The sequence below is a fragment of the Methanobrevibacter sp. TMH8 genome, assembly GCF_020148105.1.
In the GTDB taxonomy this organism is placed as follows: domain Archaea; phylum Methanobacteriota; class Methanobacteria; order Methanobacteriales; family Methanobacteriaceae; genus Methanobinarius.
Genome location: NZ_JAHLZE010000012.1, coordinates 91974 through 114496 on the forward strand (window position 1 = coordinate 91974; position 22523 = coordinate 114496).

Annotated in this window: 14 protein-coding genes; 9 read left to right on the plus strand and 5 right to left on the minus strand. The window is 24.0% G+C overall.

The genetic code is table 11. From position 1 onward, the window contains the following. Nucleotides 1-94 precede the first annotated feature (94 nt). From cobJ to KQY27_RS02820, 5 genes are all read left to right on the plus strand, one after another. Complete coding sequence (gene cobJ, locus KQY27_RS02800) at nt 95-1213, plus strand: precorrin-3B C(17)-methyltransferase (RefSeq protein ID WP_224425058.1); 1119 nt, start codon at nt 95-97, stop codon at nt 1211-1213. Nucleotides 1214-1675: 462 nt separating this feature from the next. Then, complete coding sequence (locus tag KQY27_RS02805) at nt 1676-2299, plus strand: potassium channel family protein (protein ID WP_224425059.1); 624 nt, start codon at nt 1676-1678, stop codon at nt 2297-2299. A gap of 199 nt (nt 2300-2498) precedes the next feature. Then, a complete protein-coding gene (locus tag KQY27_RS02810; RefSeq protein WP_224425060.1) occupies nt 2499-3851 on the plus strand; it encodes a magnesium transporter in 1353 nt (450 codons plus the stop codon). Nucleotides 3852-4127: 276 nt separating this feature from the next. Next, nucleotides 4128-5147 (plus strand): hypothetical protein, encoded by a 1020-nt coding sequence (locus KQY27_RS02815; protein ID WP_224425061.1) that lies wholly within the window; start codon nt 4128-4130, stop codon nt 5145-5147. Between the two features lie 57 nt (nt 5148-5204). Next, nucleotides 5205-6182: a hypothetical protein gene (locus KQY27_RS02820; protein WP_224425062.1), complete on the plus strand. Its 978-nt coding sequence runs from the start codon at nt 5205-5207 to the stop codon at nt 6180-6182. A 19-nt stretch (nt 6183-6201) separates the two neighbouring features. Here the strand turns inward: KQY27_RS02820 and KQY27_RS02825 are convergent, their stop codons facing one another. The 4 genes from KQY27_RS02825 to KQY27_RS02840 form a co-directional block, all read right to left on the minus strand. Next, the gene (locus KQY27_RS02825; RefSeq protein WP_224425063.1) at nt 6202-6438 is read right to left on the minus strand and encodes a hypothetical protein; all 237 of its coding nucleotides are present in this window, start codon (nt 6436-6438) and stop codon (nt 6202-6204) included. A 131-nt stretch (nt 6439-6569) separates the two neighbouring features. Beyond that, nucleotides 6570-7748 carry a cobalamin biosynthesis protein gene (locus tag KQY27_RS02830; RefSeq protein WP_224425064.1) on the minus strand — a complete coding sequence of 393 codons (1179 nt, stop codon included), beginning with the start codon at nt 7746-7748 and terminating at the stop codon, nt 6570-6572. A gap of 119 nt (nt 7749-7867) precedes the next feature. Beyond that, nucleotides 7868-9019, minus strand: a complete 1152-nt coding sequence (locus KQY27_RS02835) for an orc1/cdc6 family replication initiation protein (RefSeq protein ID WP_224425065.1) — start codon at nt 9017-9019, stop codon at nt 7868-7870. Nucleotides 9020-11953: 2934 nt separating this feature from the next. After that, nucleotides 11954-12721 carry a helix-turn-helix domain-containing protein gene (locus KQY27_RS02840; RefSeq protein WP_224425066.1) on the minus strand — a complete coding sequence of 256 codons (768 nt, stop codon included), beginning with the start codon at nt 12719-12721 and terminating at the stop codon, nt 11954-11956. An 832-nt stretch (nt 12722-13553) separates the two neighbouring features. Here KQY27_RS02840 and KQY27_RS02845 point away from each other — a divergent pair. The 4 genes from KQY27_RS02845 to KQY27_RS02860 all read left to right on the plus strand — a co-directional run bounded on the left by KQY27_RS02845 (nt 13554) and on the right by KQY27_RS02860 (nt 19674). Continuing rightward, a complete protein-coding gene (locus KQY27_RS02845; RefSeq protein ID WP_224425067.1) occupies nt 13554-15392 on the plus strand; it encodes a threonine--tRNA ligase in 1839 nt (612 codons plus the stop codon). Between the two features lie 776 nt (nt 15393-16168). Further along, on the plus strand, nt 16169-17395 hold the full coding sequence (locus tag KQY27_RS02850; protein ID WP_224425068.1) for a bifunctional 5,6,7,8-tetrahydromethanopterin hydro-lyase/3-hexulose-6-phosphate synthase: 1227 nt from the start codon (nt 16169-16171) through the stop codon (nt 17393-17395). Between the two features lie 801 nt (nt 17396-18196). Then, the gene (locus KQY27_RS02855; protein WP_224425069.1) at nt 18197-18982 is read left to right on the plus strand and encodes an AAA family ATPase; all 786 of its coding nucleotides are present in this window, start codon (nt 18197-18199) and stop codon (nt 18980-18982) included. Between the two features lie 44 nt (nt 18983-19026). Then, a complete protein-coding gene (locus KQY27_RS02860) occupies nt 19027-19674 on the plus strand; it encodes an AAA family ATPase (RefSeq protein ID WP_224425070.1) in 648 nt (215 codons plus the stop codon). A 130-nt stretch (nt 19675-19804) separates the two neighbouring features. Here the strand turns inward: KQY27_RS02860 and KQY27_RS02865 are convergent, their stop codons facing one another. Continuing rightward, nucleotides 19805-22384: a DEAD/DEAH box helicase gene (locus tag KQY27_RS02865; RefSeq protein WP_224425071.1), complete on the minus strand. Its 2580-nt coding sequence runs from the start codon at nt 22382-22384 to the stop codon at nt 19805-19807. Nucleotides 22385-22523 lie beyond the last annotated feature (139 nt).

The window sequence follows — 22523 nt, forward strand, 5'->3', positions numbered from 1 at the left end:
CTATTAAATAAGTTAAACTATTAAATAAATTAGACTATTAAATAAACTTCAACTGACTAACTAATACATATTGCAGCAAATTAAAGGTGACTTGATGATTAATATAATTGGAATTGGGCCAAGAAGAAGAGAAATAACTGTTTCAGCTCTTGATGCCTTAGAAGAGTCTGATGTTATTATTGGATATAAAAAATATATTGACTCTATTTATGATCTAATTGAAGATAAGGAAATCATCAAGAAAGGAATGGGAGATGAAATTGCAAGAGGGGAACTTGCAATAAAAAAAAGTTTAGAAGGTAAAACTGTAGCTTTAGTAAGCTCTGGAGACCCTGGTGTTTATGGAATGGCTAACTTGATTTTTCAACTCATTGGAAAATATGAGGGATTTGATCCCAAAAATGATATTAAAGTTTTTCCAGGTGTTTCAGCTGTAAATTTTGCTTCTTCACTTCTTGGGGCACCACTTCATGACTTTGCAGTTATTAGTTTAAGTGATATATTAACTCCACTTTCAGAAATTGAAAAAAAAATAGAATTTGCTTCTAAAGCTGATTTTATTATGGCTATTTACAACCCAATTAGTAAATCTAGAAAAAAGCCTTTTAGAAGATTTAAAGAAATATTAATGGAAACAAAACCACTAGAAACTTTAATTGGAATTGTTGATAGTAGTGAAAGTGGATATAATAATGATTCTAATGAATCTGTAAAAACAAAGATAGTAACTCTTGAAAATCTAAATGAAGATGATATTAATATGTCAACAATATTAATTGTTGGAAACTCCTTAACTTATCTTCAAGATGGTTATATGATTACACCAAGAGGTTATGTTGTTAAATCAGATATTCATCCTCTTTCTAGAGAATTTTACGAGAAATATTTAGCTGGAGAATCAGTATCTGGCCCAAATACAGACTGTGATTATTATCCATGCCACGAATGTAAAAACGGCCCACAATACTGTGATTTGTGTTATTGTCCTTTCTATCCATGCGGAGATGGGTCTACAGGTGGAAAATGGATAAAAGGAAAAGGTGTTTGGAGCTGTGAAGACTGTGAATGGATTCACCAAAAAGATACTGTAGAATGTGTAAAAAAAGGTCTAAAAAACATTTTAAAAGAAGTTGATGATCTAAAATCTAAGAAAAAAGAATTACTTAAACTAAGAAAACATTGTATCTTAGAAACTAGAAAAAAAGATAATTAAAATTTAGCAAATTAATATATAATAAAAATAATATTTAATAAATTAATATCTTGTAAATTGATATATAATAGAATATTATCTAATAAATTAATATATAATAAATTTATATCTAATAAATTGATATGTAAATTATTATCTAATAATTAATTATTATCTACAAGAATTCATTGATATTTTAATAGGTATTTTTATACAAAATATAGTTTTGTTATAGATTCTATAGAATTTTAATAAAATTTAATAAAATAAATAAAAATTAATATAAATATAATATAAATGTAATTTCAAAATTATTAAATATTTTTAATTAAGATAAAATTGAAAATTCTTAATTAAGATAAAAATAAATAATAACATGATTAAAATAATTAAAAAATTTTAAAATAAACAAATAATTTAATAATGAAATAAATCTTAAGAATATAATTCTAAAATAATAATATAATCAAGAAGGGTAAACAAATGCCAAGCATAAAAGATATTTTAATAGAGATGAAAAATCTATCAGAATTAATGGTAGATTTAGCCTACTCAGCTGTTCTTTTCAATAGTAAAGATGCAGCAAAAGAGGTTTTGAAGCTTGAAAACAAGGTAAATAGCTCAAATTATGAAATTAAAAAGCAATCTCTTGTAGCTGCAAGATCTGTTGAAGATGCAGAAAAATTGACAGCTCTTCTTGAAATAGCTGAAGCAGCTGAAAGTATAGCTAATGCAGCTAAAGATTTAGCAGATATTGTTATTAAAGGTATTAAACCACATCCAGTATTCAAAATGGTTATGGAAGAAGCAGAAGAATTGATTGTAAGTGTTAGTGTCCAGAATGATTCTGAATTATGTGATAAATCTCTTGGTGAATTAGTATTAGCTAATAGAACAGGAATGATTGTAATAGCTATAAGAAGAGATGAAAATTGGATTTACGGTCCTGATAAAAATACTGTAATTAGAGCTGATGACACTTTAATAGCTAAAGGAACTGAAGTTGGTTCAGAACTCCTTAAAAAATTAGCTAATAATGAAATAGACGTTGATGATATAGTTGATATAGTAGATGAAGAAAGTTTATCTCAAATTGATGATAGTTAAATAATATTTTTAATAAATAATAAAATCTAGTTTATTAAAATAAGAATAAATAAGAATAAATAAAAATTGAATAAAAAAAATAAAGAATAAGCTAAAAAAAATAAATTATATCAATAAATAATAAACTAGAATAAATAAAATTAAAAAAATATACTAAAATATATAAAATGAGTTGATAAAATGTTCGTGGGTGATAAATGTGAAGAAAACAAACTTTCTAATGAAGATGATTCGGCGCATAGCATCCATATTAGTGTCTTTTATAATCAACTCAGTGATATTTGTCTATAAAAAGATAAATTACTTATTTTCAATTCCTTATGTGATTGGACATAGATTCAAGTCTTTTTTTAAAGAAACTAATTCAATAATTAGAGAATCTTTATTAGCTCTTTTAATATGTGCTATAGGAGATTTATGTGCAGGTATTTTCCTTGGAAAAATGAGTTTCTATTTAACAGCTTTTCCAGGATTAATGGTTATTATTCCTGGAGCTATAGGAATGAGAGGAAATATTTTCGGGGCTCTTGGTTCACGTCTTTCAACAAACCTTCACATTGGTTTATTATCTCCAGAATTTAAACGCTCTAAAATATTATCAGAAAATATTCTATCTTCTTTGATTCTAACACTATTATTGTCAATATTTTTAGCTTTTATATCTAAAGGAATATGTATTATTTTTGGATTTGAAAGTATAAGCTTAGTTGATTTTACTTTAATTTCAATAATTGGTGGAATAATTTCAAGTTTAATAATGCTACCTTTAACTATGTTAGTTTCACTCAAAAGTTTTGAACATGGATGGGATCCTGATAATATATCAACTCCAATAATAGCTGCATTTGGAGATTTATTTACATTACCAGCAATTATAACATCTGCAATAATAGTTTCACTCTTATCATATCCAATACTCAAATATATTTTATTTGTGATATTGATAGCAATAGCTTTATTAGGATTTTATTACGGAATAAAATCTAAAGGAGAGATGAAAAAGATTATTAAACAAAATACACCAGTTCTTATTCTTTGCTCTTTCTTAGGAGCCACAGCTGGTGGATTTTTAAATAATTCAATAGAATCACTTCTAAAGAATCCAAGTCTTCTAACTTTAGTGCCACTATTTTCTGGTGAAAGTGGAAACCTTGTAAGTATTTTAGGTGCAAGACTTTCATCTGCACTTCATTCTGGTTTAATAAATCCTGTTTTACATCCAGAAAAAGCTACAATTAGAAATTTTTCAATAATTGCCTTTTTAGCTATAATAATCTTCCCAATAATTGGATTTTTAGCTGAATTATCTTCAAAAATGCTTAATATCCAAGGTTTAAATTTTGCTACTGTAATGGGAATTAGCACAATATCTGGAATGATTTTAATAGGTATAATGTTATTAGTAGTCTTCTTTATCTCAATTATATCATATAATAAAGGACTAGACCCAGATAATATTGTAATCCCAATATCTACAAGTACTACAGACGCTTTATCTTCATTAATATTGGTTTCTGTGGCTATTTTAGTTCTAAATTTCTTAGTTGTTTAATAATACATACCTATACTTATTATACATCTATATTTATAGTTCTTCAATTAGCTTCAATCAATATTATTTAATATTTTATATATAATAATTAATTTAATATTTTAATATAATAATTATTTATAATAAGCTTATTTTTCCAAAATTAATATTTCAAACCAAAAACAATATTACTAAATCACGGCAATATTACTGAAAAAGGACAATATTGCTGATTAGGAACAATATAACAATTTTAGTTGAATAAAGTATATATATAATCTTTTACACACTATTTTTATGAAATCAGTGAAATTTAGCAGTTGTTGTAATACCCCCAATCTTGATAATAGTAAATATATTGAAACTATCTTTAATTCTAAAGATGGAAATATTTTTACTAGTTTATCTACCCTATTTGTTTTCTCATTCGTTTTAATAGCTATACTGCTTTTAAATTTCACGATTTCATCTAATAATATAAATATCGATTCTACAAGTTCAAATAACTTTAATTATATAATTGAAGATTATAATAGGAATATACCAATAAACACTAGAGAAATTACTGAGAATTTATCAAATGAAGTAATAAAAAATCATGACCCTCCTCATAATTCAAGAAATATTATTAAAGATAAATTACAAGCAAAATTAAACAATATAAACAATAAATATCTTAAAAATAATGGAATTATAATTGAAAGTGAAGTTTTAAGTATATATAATGGAGAAAACCCTTATAACATCAATGTTAAAACTCTTGTTACAGGAAAAAAAGGAAAAATGGAATATAATAAGATTGTTGAAAGTGTAGTTTCTATTGAAGGACTTAAAGATCCACTTCCATTTCTAATGTGCAAAGATCATCCTACATTAATTGAAAATGGTACTAAAATTACCTATAATGATGCACTTAGCTATTACCTAGCTAATAACAACCTTTTAAATCCAGATGCTTATGAAAATGCTACGGCCTCGCTAATTATAAAAAAATGTCCTTATGACCCCTATGAACATCATGGTGCAGGCCAATGTATGAAAAATTGTATTGATAATGGATATTTTCATGAAAGTGCAGATGGTAGCTGTTATCTATGTAGACTAGAAGGTAGGAGCACTTGTCCTCATTATGGCCTTGAAACATTTATTTCTCCGCATAAAGTCACAAATCTCACATATAGATCCATTAGTGGTTCAGATCATGTTATTTACTATGATCATTATCCTGGAGATCCTATTCAGATTTATCAAGAAAATGGAGTCTATGAAATATTAATACTTGATGAATCTCATGGAGCTAAATATGGAATGGTTTGATTTAATAATATTAAATTAGGATGTATATTTTAAAATATATGTCAAAAATATGATAATATGAATTTATCAAAAGATTCTTATGGAATAACATTTTCAACAGACCTTTTACTAGTAGTATTTCTATTAATTCTAGTTTTAGGAATAGTAGCTAATACTATTGATAGTTCAAATGAAAAAATAATAAATCCATTAGAAGTAGCTGAACTAGAACGAATAACAAATGAAGTAGTGGATAGTTTAATAAATAATCCAGGAACACCAAGTCATTGGGAAGAGCTAATAAACTTTAATGGAGTAAATCCAGGGTTAGCTATTGAAAATAGTGCTAATAAAACAATTATTAACACAATATCATTTAAAAAGATAAAAATACTTGATAATGGTGAATATAATAATTTAATTCAAAATAAAATTTTTAATAATAGGATAAAAAGTTCAATTACCATATATCCAATCGATTCTAATATTAATCCAATGATAATTGGTGAGGATATATCTAGCTTAAACAATATATCTAATATTGTAGTTGTAAATAGAACAGTTAAATGTGATTTCTATCGTGAATTAGCTATTGTTTCTATATTTAATTCTAATCTCAATTCATATAATGAAAATATTTGTAATCATGAAACACTCACAAACCTGAATCATTCAGATAGTGAAAATTACGTTTGGATATGTGAAGAATTCAAAATTACAAAAAAAGATCTTGAAAATAACGACTATTATCTGTTTTTTAGTAATGATAGTATAAATAATGGGAATAATTGGATTTTGGATAGTATTAAAGATATTTCTATGATTGAAAATTCTATAAATAATGATAGAATTATTTTAAATGATAATTTTAATAATATTCTTGAAAATAAAAGTTCTATGATATGTTATATACATTTTAGAGCTAATAAAAATAAATTAACTAATTTTAATGTTTTTTTAGTTGGTATTCCAAAAGATAGGAATGTTGATGAATTAAATATCGATTATTTTAAAGAGCAAGACTGTTATTTCGTTATGAAATCTAGCTATAATTAAAAAATAAAAAAATAAAAAACTAATTTTCTTTTTTGTTATTTTGTTCTTCATTTTCATCATATGCATATTTTTTCAAATAATTATAAAATAACCGTGCTACCACCATTAAAACCAATATAGCTATGAGTCTTATTACTGGATTGTTATAAAAACTAAACTCTGGGAAAAAATTTGAAGTAATGAAAAAAAACATCCCTGCAATCGCAAAAAAGAAAAGTATAGAAATAACAGCTGCAAAATTTTTACTAAACTCCATAGTTAACCATCCTAAATTAAATCATCAATATAGGTATTAAAAATATATATCTATTACTTTCAAATAAAATGTTATCCAAAGAAAAGATATAAAAATTATTATAAAAATTATTATTTAATAAAAATAGCTAATTAGTCAGAAATAGCTATTGCAACTGTAACTCCATCAATAGCTATTTTCTTATGAATAAGTTTAGAATCGGCAGTTCCATTTTTAGCTACAATAAGAGCTGTTGGTTCAGCTACTCCAGGTATATCGAATTTTTCTTGAACAAATTCTGACTTTGAAATATTTGAGTCTTTAAATTTCTTTATCTCATCTATAGTAACTATCTTTAAATCCTTACCAATGTCTTTTACTGATTCTAAAATACCTTTTTCATCTTTTTTAATTTCAACTGTAGCTATAAAATCTATTCGATCAAGTGGAAGATCTAAATTTTTCATAGCTATGTTAATAGCATTCATAACTTTTTCTTTAGATATATTAGCTCTTGCACCAATTCCAACTACGACCATCTTTGGTTTAAAAAACATTCGATGATTATCAAAACTAGCTACAATATTGCAGTTTTTATATTTGTTATAAATATCTTGATTAGGATATTTATTATCTTTATCCGAATCTAGATAAAAAATTTTAGATTTTATATCTTCTATAGATAAATTTGATTCTTTTAGGTCAGTAATTTCAAGTGTATTTTTTTCTTTAATTTTTAAATAATTATCAATATAATGTTTATATTCTATATTATCTTTATTAAATAAATTGATAAAAATTTTTATAACTTTTCCTTCTAAAATAGCTTTATTAAACGCTAATATTTCTTTTTTATTTAAGATTTTCCAATGTAGTTTCATTGCAAGTGTATCGATTCCTATTTTATCATTAGTATCTGTAGCTGTTGTAATCACTGGTTCACTATTAAGTAAATTAGCTATTTTTTTAGTTAATCCATTTGCTCCTCCAAGATGTCCTGAAACTAAGCTAATTACATATTTTCCATTATCATCAAGAGATAAAATAGCTGGATCAATTGTTTTATCTTTGAGTTTATCAGCAATATTTCTTATAAGTATTCCAGTAGCCATTATCCCAATAATAGCATCATATTTATCACTTTCAATCCCATTATAACTATTATATTCAGACCTTTGTATATTTTCATTAAAAATAAAATCTATATTATCTTTAACATTTTTATGAAAACAGCTAACTTTAATAACAGTGGGATCCTCATCTAATAATGATTTTAATTTTGATGAAAGTTTTTTTCCCTTTTTTGATACAGATAAAATAGCTATTTTCATTAAAATACTTCCTATAATTTTTATAAATATTATTTACTTCAATAAATTTATTTTAACGAAAAAAATCATGAAATTGAGAAAATTTTATAAAAAATAAAAATATCAATTAAAGAAAATTACTAAACAGAATACAAAGCATTTTCTAATATATCATTATCACATTGAAGTGCAATAATATTAGTTCTTCCCTTTCCACGGCCTCTTGAAATTGTATTAGTAGATATGATTCCTAACATTTCAAGTTCATTTATGAAATCAAAAATTCTTCTGTAAGAAACTGTATCTCCTTTTGAAACTTCTTTGTATGTATCATATAACTTTCCAGAAGTGATTTCTTCTTTTGCTTGAGTTAGATTTAAAATAGCTTCTAAAACCCTTTGTTGTTGAGTAGGGAGTGTTGAAATAAGATCTGTGACCTTATTATGTTCAATTTTTTCCTTAGCTTCTCTAACATATGAACCATAAACAATGTCAGTTTCTTTTTCATCAGCTATTTCTCCAGCTGTACGTAAAAGATCTAAAGCATAACGAGCATCTCCTTCTTCTTTAGCTGCCATAGCTGCACAAAGAGGTATAACGTCATTATCTAATGTTTCTTCATTGAAAGATAGTTTTGATCTATCATCTAAAATATCAACTAATTGTTGAGCTCCATAAGGTGGAAAAACAATTTCTCTATCTCTAAAGCTACTCATAACTCTACTTTTTATGAATTTTTTAAAATCAACATAATTACTAATAGAAAGAATAGCAACATTATTAGTTCTTGTTAAAGTATAAAGAATCCCATCACCATCATTTTTAAGTAAAATATCAATTTCATCTAAAACAACAATAAGAATCATTTTATTTCCATAAATACTTGATTTTAGAATGTCTCTAAAAGTATTTACAACTTCTGCTTTTGTCCATCCTCTATATGGAACATCTCTCCCCATTTGTTGACAAAGCTTAGCAATAACTTGATATTCAGTAGTATAATCAGTGCAACGAATATATTCAGTTCTTATTCTTATATTTTTATTACTTGCAGCTTCTTCCAGTTGTTTCATCGCAAATTTAGCTGCTGCAGTTTTTCCAGTCCCTGTTTTCCCATATATTGTTACATCAGAAGGAGTCACATTGTTTAAAGCTTCAATCCAGTATTTAGCTATTCCTGTGATTTGTTCTTTTCTATGTGGTAAATTATCAGGTAAAAATCTATGATCTAAATATTGTTTATCCTTGAAAACAGACCCTTTATCTACTAAATTATCGAAAATATTAGCCATTGAATCACCATTGTGTTTAATCAAATCATTATAAAAATAATTATAATAATTTTCTATAATAATTTTTATAAAGATTTTATAAATTACGATTATATTAAACTATTAAATTATTTAAATTGTTAAATAGTTAAATTGTTATTAATTATTTTAAATTATTTTAAATTATATTATTTTAAATTAATATGCTTAAATTATGATTATTGCTATAACCTCCTTATTTAAATCCATTTATAGTGTTTATAATTAGATAATATCAAACAAATAGTTATTATTTAAATTTATTTATATCAAATATTGAGTAAATTATTATATTGAGTAAATTATTTAATATTTATTAGATTTTGTAATAATTTAATGTAAAGTAAGATAATTTTTAGTATAAATAATATAAATCAAAATAACAAGTAGATATAAATAAAAAGAGTTCGAAGTGTGAATTAATCTACTAATTAATAATATTAATTTTAAAGCCATAAAATAGTTTTATTAAATTTAAATGTAAATTATTAACAATTCAATATAAACTTAATATAACATGATAAAGATTTTATATAACTTAATAAAACTTTATAAAATTTTATACTATTTTATATAATTTTATAATATTATTTATATAATTTAATATAGCTTGATATAACTTTATATAAATTTATATAACTTATATAAGTTTAATTAATAATAAATTTAATAAAAATTTATCCATTAACATGAATAAATTTTATAATTATATCAAATTAATACAGAAAAATTTAGTTGACACTAACCTCTTTTCAACCTAATCTATGTATTGTTGATTCCCTATGATAAACTCAAACCATATCAATTAATATTTTATATAAATTGAAAAAATTTTGTTTAAGATAAAAATATTAAAAATATAATTGATATGGACTTCAAGTGTATCTTATACTTCAAGTGTAATATTAGACATTAAAACATATAAAGTTATTTATTAACAACGATTGAAATATTATTAAGAAATTGAAAGCCTATTTAAAATCTTTATTTTATAATATAATGTATAATAATCGAGAAAAAACATAATATGTAGGTATTATTATATTTAAATTAATTTTAAAATTATTCTTTTAATATAAATTGTTATATTTTATATTTATTCTTTTTATTTGTGTGATAAAGCTAATAAAATCTTTAATGTGTTTTTAAATAATATAATAGAATAAAATTATTGAAAAATTATTAAAAAAGCTAATTTTTAAAATTAAATAGATATCATATTTTTTATATAAAATATCATGAAAATGGTAATATTTTCAATGAAAAAACTATAATTTTTCTAAAAAATTAAAGGTATATTTCAAGTGTAAATATCTTTATATTTTCATTTTAATGAGAATAAATAAAAAATTTTCAAAATCATTAGACAGGAAATAATAATATCCTAAAAAAAACTATTGGAAAAGAATAATAAAAAAAATATTTAAAAAAAATATTTAAAATTTAAAAAAAATAAATAAATTTTATTATAAAAAATAAAAGCTATTGAAAAGTTTTAATAAAAAACATGTAAAAAATTATAAAATTCAATGAATATTAATAAAAATAAGAATGAAAAAATTGATAATAAAAATTAATCAATTAAATATAAAAAAAATAAACCATTATAAATTTTAATAAAAAAAATAATGAGAACTAAATTTTGAACTGAGTTTTGAAAAAAAAATTAAAAATAAAATTATTCAAAAAATTTAAAATAATTTTGAGAAAAAAACAATTTTTGAAAAATCCCTACAAATTATTATAAAAATTTCCTAAACACAAACATAACAATTAGAACAATCTAATAATTGATATAAAAAACCTTATTATCTTAAAATATATTTCCCAAAAAAATTAAAAAATGTGAAAAAATTAAAAATATAAAAAATTAATTTTATCAAAAATCATAATAATAAAATAAAATGTGAAAATACATCTAAAGACAAGTGAGAGGTATATTGCAAGTGTAACGAAATTTTTAAAAAGAAAAATATGAAGAGGTAAATTACAAGTGTAAAATTAAATGAAAATGAAAAAATAAAAACTAGATAAAAACGTTTTAAAAGTTTATCAAAGAATAATAAAAGCATTAAAATATATAAACATCCAAATAAATAAAATTTTTTTAAAAATATTTATTTTAATCTTGTAGATATGTCAGTGAGAGGTGTATTTCAAGTATTTTCAGTGGAAATATACGTCTTCATTCATACAATATACTATTTTATTCTTCACTTGCAATATACCTCTCACTCTATAAAATGTAAATATATTGTTATTATATAAATTTGTATAGACATATATTTCAAGTGTAAATATATATTAATAATATATATAATGTATATAGAATATTAAAAATAATTATGATACTGAATAGAGGTTACCTTCAAGTGTATTATGATTTTTCAAAATTATTAAACAATTAATATACAAATATACATAATGATTAAAAAATCAATATTAATGTTAACAAGGCTTTATATGAGATAATATAATATTTAAATCAGTTTTTCATTAAATTAATAATTTAAATATTTTATTAAAATCATTATAAACATTATTAATTTTATTTTTATTATAAATGGGAAAAACATTGAAAAAAAATCTTTTAAAGTGATTTAAAGTGATTTAAAAATAGAATTCATTAAATATTACAGTTGAAATCAATGTCACATGAAAAAAGATTTTTCTTCAATTTTACTAAAAACTCTGGAAACATTTTTTATTTATATTGATATTAAAAAAACATAAATGAAAAATGATAATAATAAAAATAAAATAAGAAATATAAATATAAAATTAATAAAATTAAAATTATTGATAAATAATATAAATAATAAATAAATAAAATAATAAATAAAATAAATAAAAAATAATGGTATGTGAAAGAATATTAATTAAATTATATTAATTAAATTTAGTCTTTTTTAAATTTCACCTTTTTTTTAAAGCAGTAAAGAAACGTTCGTCGTAATTTTTAGCTATTTCCTCATATTGATTCCAAACTCCAATAGCTGAAGAAGATAACACATTTTTATTTTCTCCTGAAAATTTTGAAAAAATATGCATCATTTCAACAGAATCCCTTACAATTAATTTTACAAAAGGAATATCAGCCTTAAAAATGGTAACTCCAGTATCAGAAAAAGAGTCAAAAACATCTATCTTTTTGTTATCTACATAACAATATTCAGTAGCTAATATATTAATTTCAATACCCTTTTTAATTAATTTTTCAAATTTTTCTTTTAAAATTTCAGCTTCTTGATTAAAAAGAAAGCCCATCCGAAAACTAAGGGTTTTTTTAGTTCTAGAAATTATCTCAAGTTCTTTTTTAATGATTCTATCAGAACCATGAATTAACCATATTGGTGCAGGAATCTTAGATAATTGACTTTCATAAGAATAATTAAGCTCCATTTCAGTTTCTTCAAGTTCATCGATTATTTTTTGCTTGTAAAGGCGAAAAACATCAGTAGGAGATACAACATTATATTTTAAAGGTCTACCTCTTTCAATTTCAATGAAACCTTTGGCTCCAAGAGATTTTAAAACATCATAAATTTTAGTTCTTGGAACTTGTGAATTAGAGCTAATTTCAGTAGCTGTTCCTGAAATCATATAGGTCAAAGATAAATACACCATAGCTTCATAAGTAGATAATCCTAACTTCTTAAGTGAATCAATTGTTTTATTCTGCATAATTTCCTTTAAATTACATATATTTAAAATTTTTAAAAATACTATTTTTAAAAATATTATTTTTTATCATTAAATCATAATCTAAGTATATTATAAGATTTTTTAATATTTATAACTAATTATAAAATAGATATTCCTTAAAGATGAAAATATAAAAACATAAAAATTATTAAAAAAGTAGTAAAAAATCTAGTAAATAGATTGTAAAAAGCTGTTAAAAAAACTATCAAAAGTTCATAGAAAAACTAGTAAAAATCCTCTAAAAAATAATTTTTTTCAAAATATAAGAATAATGAGCTTAAAAATCATATAAAAATGAAAACGACCAATTTAAAGATATATTAATATGAAAAATGAAAATAAACTTTTTTAACAGAGATGTTAATAAAAAATTAGAAAAAATATTAAATATTATTAAAAACAAAATAAATTCAATGTTTTAAATAAAAAGTTTTAAATATAAAATCAAACTTTAGAAAGCAAATTTCTAGAGGATATTTACAGTTGAAATCTATGTTTAACAATAAACATTACAAATTCCAACTATAAAAAATAACTAATTAAATTAAAGCAATTAAATTAAATTCAAGTACAATAAAAATATATAAAAAATATATTAATTGAAATATAATATTTACATAATAATTATCTGTAACATTTAATGATTCTATATAGTTATCTATATAACCATCTATATAACCATCTATATAATTATCTATAAATAATATCTGAATCATAAAATAATATTTAAACTTTGAAAAATTAATTCTTACAAATATTTATCTAAATAATTACAAATAACAAAATTCTTTAAAAAAAATTAGGTGATGTAATGCGAGTATTGTTAATACATTCCGATTATTTAAAATATAAAACTAAAAATAAGACACCAATAGCTGAAGAAATTGAAAAAGAAAAAGAAAGTGGAGAATTTAATGAAGCACTTGTTGTCTTTACAGCTGTAGAAAAATCAGATGAAAAAAATCCAGCTGGTGTTGTAGCTAATTTAATCAATGAAATAAAAACAACTAATGGTCAGATAAATGCTGAAAGAATAGTACTTTATCCATATGCTCATTTATCATCATCACTTAGTTCTCCAAAGGCAGCTATTGAAATTTTAAAAATGGCTGAAAATGAATTATCTGCAATTGGTGCAGAAGTTTCAAGAGTTCCATTTGGCTGGTATAAGTCATTTGAAATTTCATGTAAAGGCCATCCATTATCAGAATTATCTAGATCCATCGACGCTATTGATATTTCAGCTGATGGAATAGGAGAAGAAGAAAATCATCCATCTAAATTCTATATACTCCAAAATGAAGAGTTAATTGAAGCAGAAAGCTATAAATATGAGAAAAAATCTGATTTAGAAAAAGTAGCTAAATATGAGCTTGGAACTGGTAAAAGTAAAGATTTAGAACCACCTCATGTTAAGTTAATGAAAGAAAAAGAATTAGCAGATTATGAAAGTGCAGCTGATGTTGGACACTTGAAATGGTATCCAAAGGGAAGACTTGTAAGGGATCTTTTATCAGATTATGTTTATGATTTAGTGGTTGAAAGAGGAGCCATGCCTATTGAAACTCCAGTAATGTATGATTTAGCTAACGATGCTATAAGAGAACATGCAGAAAAATTTGGAGAAAGACAATATAAAATTCACACTAAAAAAGAATTAATGTTAAGATTTGCATGTTGTTTTGGTGCATTTAGGGTTTTAGCTGATTCATTTTTAACTTGGAAAAATCTTCCAGCTAGAGTTTATGAGTTATCAACTTACAGTTTCAGATTTGAAAAAAGAGGAGAAGTTGTTGGTCTTAAAAGACTTAGAGGATTTACAATGCCTGATATGCACTCAATATGTGCTGATATGGATCAATCCCTAATTGAATTTGGAAATCAAGTTGATATGTGTAATCAAACTGGTAAAGACTTTGATGTAAATTATGAAGTAATATTTAGAGCTACTCAAGACTTCTATGATGAAAATAAACAATGGATGTTTGATACAGCTAAAAAATTAGATAAACCAGTTATATTAGAAATTTTACCAGAAAGAAAACATTATTGGGTTTGTAAAATGGATTTTGCAGCTATGGACTTTTTAGGAAGACCAATAGAAAATCCCACTGTGCAAATAGATGTTGAAAGTGGTAAAAGATTTGATATTAACTATTTAAACCAAGATGAAAAAGAAGAACATCCTATTATACTTCATTGTAGTCCTACTGGAAGTATTGAAAGAGTCATTTGCAGTTTACTTGAAAAAACAGCTATTGAAATCAATGAAAAGCAACCAATGTTACCTGTATGGCTATCTCCTACTCAAGTTAGAGTAATTCCTGTTGGTGAAAATCACTTAGAATTTGCGAATCAAATAGCTGATGAATTAGCTCTTAACAACATTAGAGTCGATGTTGATGATAGAGATGAAAGAGTTGGTAAGAAAATAAGAAATGCAGCTACTGATTGGGTTCCATTTACAATAGTTGTTGGAGATAAAGAAATCGAAACCAACATATTAAATGTTACAATAAGGGAAACAAAAGAGAAAAAAGACATGGAAATTGATGAAGTTGTTTATCAAGTTTTATCTAAATCAATGGAAAAACCATTCAGAAAATTACCTCTACCAAGAAATTTATCTGAAAGAATAAATTTCCAATAATATTTTTTATTTTCCTTTTAATTTTCAATTTTTTAATTCATTTTTTAATTCATTTTTTATTTAATTTCATTATTTATTTTTATTTTCTTCTGATTTCAAAAAATAATTCTATTTTTATAATTATTTAGCAATTTTATAAAACATTATCATATATAATACAATATATTTAAGATATAATAAAATTTCTAAATGAAGATAATTTTATTATATTAATTAAATATTAGTAAATAAGATTAATTTTAGACTCTAAAAGCAATAAAAATGTTTTAAAACAATTTTTAAGCTCAAAAACACTCAATTAATAGATAAATATAAATATAATAATAAATAAACTATAATTGGCGGAAAATATGCCCAAGGGCTTATTATATAATAAGTCCTGGTTTTGTAAATAAATAAATTTAGTCAAGTAATTAGCTAAAAGTTGTTATTCACCTAATCCCATATTTCACATGTCTCATTCATTCTATTAGCTAATTCTTGACTTTAAAAATTTAATATAAAATTATATATTAAAAATAATCTTCAAATAAACACTAAAATTATATATTAAAATAAATTTAAAGTAAATATTTAATATTATATGAAAATATATAATATCAAGGCATTGTTTATTAATTAAAGAACTTTAATCCATAAAATATGAATTAACTTAAAATTTTATTTATTCATTTTATTGTAATAATAGGAAATATTATATTAGCTAAAAACAAAGATATCAATGTATAATATCCAATTTATTAAAAAATTCATTCAATTATTTGGAGAAATATAAAATGTATAAAATAGGAGAAGCCCTTGTTGGGGATGGAAACGAATTAGCTCACGTTGATTTAATAATCGGTGACAAAAATGGAGCAGCTGGGACTGCTTTTGCAAATGGTATGACACAGCTCTCAATTGGACATACTCCGTTATTATCTGTAATTAGACCTAATCTAATGACTAAACCTGCTACTTTAATTATTCCAAAAGTAACTGTTGGAGATTTAGATGATGCAAGCAAGATATTTGGACCTGCTCAAACTGCAGTTGGTCGAGCTGTAGCTGATGCTGTAGAAGAAGGTTTAATTCCAAAAGAAAAGGCTGAAGAAATAGTAATAATGGTAAGTGTATTTATTCATCCTGATGCTAAAGATTATAGAAAAATTTATCAATATAACTATGGAGCTACAAAATTAGCTATTAGAAGAGCAATGACTGATTATCCAGGAATTGATAAAGTATTAAATGAAAAAGATAGAGGAACCCATCCAATTATGGGATTCAAAGTTACAAGACTATGGTCTCCTCCATATGTCCAAGTTGCACTTGATCTTGATAATCTTGATACAATGGAAAAAATTATCAATGCTGTGCCAGACAGGGAAAGAGTATTACTTGAAGCAGGAACACCACTTATTAAGAAGTTTGGTGTAGGTGTAGTTAGTAAAATTAGAGCAATTAGACCAGATGCATTTATTATAGCTGATCTTAAAACTCTTGATGTTGGTCGTGTTGAAATTAAGATGGCAGCTGATGAGACAGCTGATGCAGTAGCTATTTCTGGACTTGGAACAATTGAATCAATAGAAAAAGCTATCCATGAAGCTCAAAAACAAGGAATTTATTCAATCCTTGATATGATGAATGTGGATAACTTTACTGAAAAACTTAATCAAATACAAGATAATCTTAAACCTAATATAGTTCTTTTACACAGAAATGTGGATCTTGAAACTTCAATGGCTGAAAAAGGTGAAGATACTAGTAATATGACTGAATGGGGCAATATCAAAGAAATCAAGAAAATGATTGGTTCAGGTGGCCTTGTTGCAGTAGCTGGTGGAATCACTCCAGAAAAAGTGGACGAAGCTATTGAATCTGGAGCAGATATAATTGTTGTAGGAAGATATATTATTGGTTCAAGAGATGTTAGAAGATCTGCAGAAGACTTCTTAGCTCACTTACCACAAGATCCTGATAACATGAGATTAGCTCTTGATGAAGATGAACAAGTTTAAACCTAAATTTGTTTTTATTTAAATATAACTAAATTATAGCTATTGATTTTTATAGCTAATTTTTTCTTTTATTTTTCTTTTTTGATATCATTCTTTACCACAATTTAATATTTATTACTTATCTATTATTTTCTCTACAAGATTTTTAATTATATTTTTTATAGAAAAAATTTTTAATAAAAATATAAGTTATAAGTTATAATTTATAACTTATATTATTTAACTTAAAAATTATTATATTTAAGTTATTCATTAAAAGTTATTTATTAAATATTATAAATTATATTTTATAATTTATAAGTTTTAAATTATTTGATATAAGTTATAAGTTATTCTTTATAATAAATAACTTTTAAGTTACTAATTAAAATTTATAACTAATAAATTATAAAATATAATTTACAACTTAAAATTTATAAGAAATAAGTTATAAGTTAAAATTTAGTAATTAAAACTTATAATTAATAAAAAATAAGTTATAAGTTAAAACTTATAATTAAATTATTATAACTTATAATTTATAATAAATAACTAAAAAGTTAAAAATTATAAGAAATAAATTATAAGTTAGTATAAAATTATAAGTTATAACTAATAAGTTATAAATAAAAACTACTCACTTTTAATTTAAAACTTATATAGTATAAATGATAATATATAAATTAAAAATTAAAACTTATATCTTATTTTCAAATAATATAAAAAATAATAAATAATTATAATAAAATTAAATTAAATTAATAAAAATTAAAATAAATTGATAAAACCTTATACTGATTAAAAATAAAGGAAATAGAAATCATGGGAGAAACAATAGCTATAATAAACCAAAAAGGCGGTTGTGGAAAAACAACAACAGCTGTTAATTTATCTGCATCAATTGCAACATTGGGAAAATCAGTTTTAATTGTTGATATGGACCCACAAGGAAATACAACTACAAGTTTTGGAATTAATAAACAAGAATTAGAAAATACTGTTTATTCAGCAATAAGTGGTCAAGTAAGTGTGAAAAAAGCTATAATTCCAACAATGGTTGATAATTTATTTATTCTTCCAAGTAATATTTCATTAAGTGGAGTAGAAGTTGAATTAAGTAAATTAGATAATTATCATCTGGTTTTAAAAGAGTTATTAGCTCCAATTAAGGATATTTTTGAATATATAATCATTGATCTTCCACCATCACTTGGAATAATAACAGTTAATGGATTAGTAGCAAGTGATAGTCTTATAATACCTATACAGGCAGAATACTTTGCATTAGAAGGATTAGCTGATTTAACTAATACAATTAATTTAGTTGAAGAGCGTCTTAAAAGTCCATCTCCAATAAAAGGGATTGTTTTAACATTATATGATTCTAGAACTAGACTTGGAAAAGAAGTTTATGTTGAACTTAAAAAATACTTTGGAGATAAAGAACATATGTTTAAAACAGTTATTTCAAGAAATATACGTTTAGCTGAAGCACCAAGTTATGGAATGCCATGTATAGCATATGATGAGGAAAGTAGAGGGGCTAGATCTTATTTAAAATTAGCTAAAGAAATATTAGAATTAGATGAAGAAAAAAATCAGAGTTAAAACTTATTAATTAAACAATGAATTAAAGAATGGTAAGGGTAAAAATGGCAAAAAATAATAAAGATAATAAAAGAGGATTGGGCCGTGGGTTAGACTCATTAATACCAAAAATTGATGAATCAGAAGAAGAAAAATCAAATAAATCTTCATTAACTTTAGAAGATATTCTTTCTAATTCAGAAGAAGAGGAAAATGAAAACATTGAAACAGAAAAAACAGAAGAAGAAAAAACAGAACCAGAAAAAAATGAAGATGAGTCTGATATTACTGATAATGATGTAATTGAAGAAATAAAAGAAATAGAAGAAGAAGTTGGTAGAAAAGAAGGAGACGTTGATGTAATCACAGAAGAGTTGATTACTGAAAAGAGTATTGAGGATACCCTTGAAAGAGAAAAATCAGAAGAAAAGGAAGATTTAAAAGAAATTGAAGAGCCTGAAGAAATTGAAGAATCTGAAAAAACAGAAGAAATTGTTTTAAATGATTATGAATTAGACAGTATTGAAGAAGTTAAAAAAATAATTGAAAAGAATCCAAGAATCACTTTATGGTCTGCAAAATCTAGTGCAGTATTCAGATATTTAAGAAAAACAAGGCCTGAATTTAGTATTAGTAAGGAAGCATCGGAATTAATCGATCAAGCTGTTTCTAAAAAATATCCTGAAATTTGGAAACTATTTGAAGACTTATGACTTTAAAATCAAAAAATATTTGGTTATAATTTTAAGAATATAATAAATAAAATAATATATTGCTATTATTACCCTAATTTTTCTTTTTTTATTATATTATTTATTATTATACTGATATAGAATGGTAAGATTATATCAATTTCTTATCATTATTATCCTTTTTAAAATTTAGATATTCACTGTTTAAAACTTTTCTGATATTTTCAGCTGTTTTTTTACCAATTCCATCGATTTCTTGTAATTCATTATCATTTGCATTAATAACAGATTGAACAGTCCCAAACTTTTCAAGTAATTTTTTAGCAGTCACTGGTCCAATATTTGGTAAGGACTCAACAATAAATAGCTGCTGTTCCCATATATTTGCAGGCTTTCTTTCTGTTCTTATTTGAATAGGAGTTGATTTATCACTTTGTTCCCGAATAGCTATTCTTTTAATCATTGCTGCTGTATCTTCAGGATTTCGAGTAGGAATAATTGAAATTCCAAAATCAATAGCTATAGAAGCTAAAGATCCTCGAATCGCATCAGGAGATAAAAACCCAGAATAAAAATCATCACCTTCTAAAATCATGATAGGATTTTTGAATTCTTCCTGCATTGTCCTTGCTTGTTTATATAGTCTTTTATCTACAATGGAATCGGTAAAATCTTTAGCTGTTTTTCTTTCAATAGCTACTTCATCACTAACTTGATAGTCACCAGCACTCATAGCTTTAATTCTCACATCTACATTAATTGTATCTAAAGCTCTAAGTACATTAGAATTTCCTTCTCTTGAATCAGCATATACTAAAACATTTTTATTTTTATTTTTAGAAAGCTTTAACTCATCAATAGCATCGTTTATACTTTTATTAGAATTGTTAGAATTATTAAATTTATTAGATTCATTAGATTCATTAGAATCATTGGATTTATCAGTATTAGTGTTAATATTGATATTATCTTCGATATTTTTCTTATTTAAATCATCTGAACTAACTTCATTATCTAATTCAACACCAATTTCAACTTTTTTTCCAATAATTTTTGAATTAACTTCTTCATTTTTTATCTTATCTAAAGATTTTTGATTCAAGTTTTTTAGAGCATCTTTATTAACAAGTTGTTCTTTCATTCTTTTTTCTTTGTTTAAACTTGCCCAATAATAACCTTCATCCCTTGTTCCTTTAGCAATTAAAACTTTCATTTTACCAGAATTTTTTCTTCCAGTTCGTCCTCTTCTTTGTATCATACGAACTTCAGAAGGAACAGGTTCATAAAGTATAACTAAATCAACAGCAGGAATATCAATTCCTTCTTCAGCTACACTAGTTGAAAGCAAAACATCATAATTTCCAACTTTAAAAGACTTAATAATTTTCTTTTGTTCAGTTTGCGTAAGGCCTTTTTCACCATCTCTAGATCCTTGACCGAAAAATTTAACAGATTTAATGCCTTCAGCTTCACATTTCTGATAAATCATTTCAAGTGTATCTCTAAATTGAGTAAATACAATTATTTTTCGCTTTTTATTAAGATTTTTACCATTATCTTCATTTTCGATATTTGTATTATTATTGTTACTAATTTCTTGGGATTTGTTTTTATTAGTGTTAGTTAGTTTTGTTTGACTAATATCATCGATTTTTAGTTCTTCTTTTAATATTTCTATCAATTTTCTAAGTTTTGGATGCTCCCATCCATTTTTTTCAGCTTGTTGTGATAACATAATGGCTTGTGAGAAATCTGCATCTAGGAAAAGACTTTTAGCTGCCTTAGTATTTTTCTTTCTAAGTCTAGCTATATATTTATTAAAAGTAGCTACACCTTGAGTTTCAAGTAATTCAAGAGCATGTTGAAGATTTATAACAGCGCTTAAAATAGAAATAGCTTGATAACATTCTTTTGGAGGGGTGGTAGCTCTAGCTATCCTATTTTGAACATTTCCTCTTGCTTTAAGAATATCAATTTTATTAACAGAAATAGTTGGAATAACATTTAAATTCTTTAGCATTTTTAATCTATGTTTAAGAGCTTTATTAATATGATCTTTAATCTTTTCAAGCTCTTTACTCATTTTAACTTTAACCCAATCAATTTCAATTGGATTAAAATATGGTTTTACATCAGGATCTTCTTCTGTTTTAACAACAACATCTTGAATAAAAAGATTTTCACAAACTTCTCTAATTTTTCCCTGATCAGATCCTGGAGAAGCTGTAAGACCAAGAATGAGATGACTTTTAGCTGTTTTAACATATCTTTGAGCAAGATATACATAAGCATAAGATCCAACAGCATGGTGACATTCATCAAAAACAAGAAGAGAAACATTAGAAAGATCATATCGTCCATTAAGTAAGTCTGATTCTACTGTTTGTGGAGTTGCACATATTACTTGAGATTCATCCCAACGTTTTTTTCGATCATCAGCTTTTATAGCTCCAGTGATTGAAGTACATTTAACATTAAGAAAATGTCTAAAGTTTTCTTCATGTTGTATAGCTAATGGTTTACTTGGAGCTAAAATCAAGACTTTTGAACCTTGAATCTTTTTTAACCTATCTGCAGCTACAAGAACAGCTATGAGAGTTTTTCCAAGGGCAGTCGGAGCTACTATCATTGTGTTTCCATTTTTAAGAACACCAGCAGCTAATACTTGCTGATAAATACGTGCCTCTGCAGTGTTAGGTTTCACAAGAGGATGTTTTATGAAATTATCCATGTAATTTATTTTGTAAATCAAGCTTAAATAGCTTTTGAGAGAGGTTTTGAAAAGTATTTTTAAAAAAATTATAATAAAAAAATTAATCTGTTAGAATTAAACTAATATTTGTAAAAGTATTAATAATACAAGATAAATA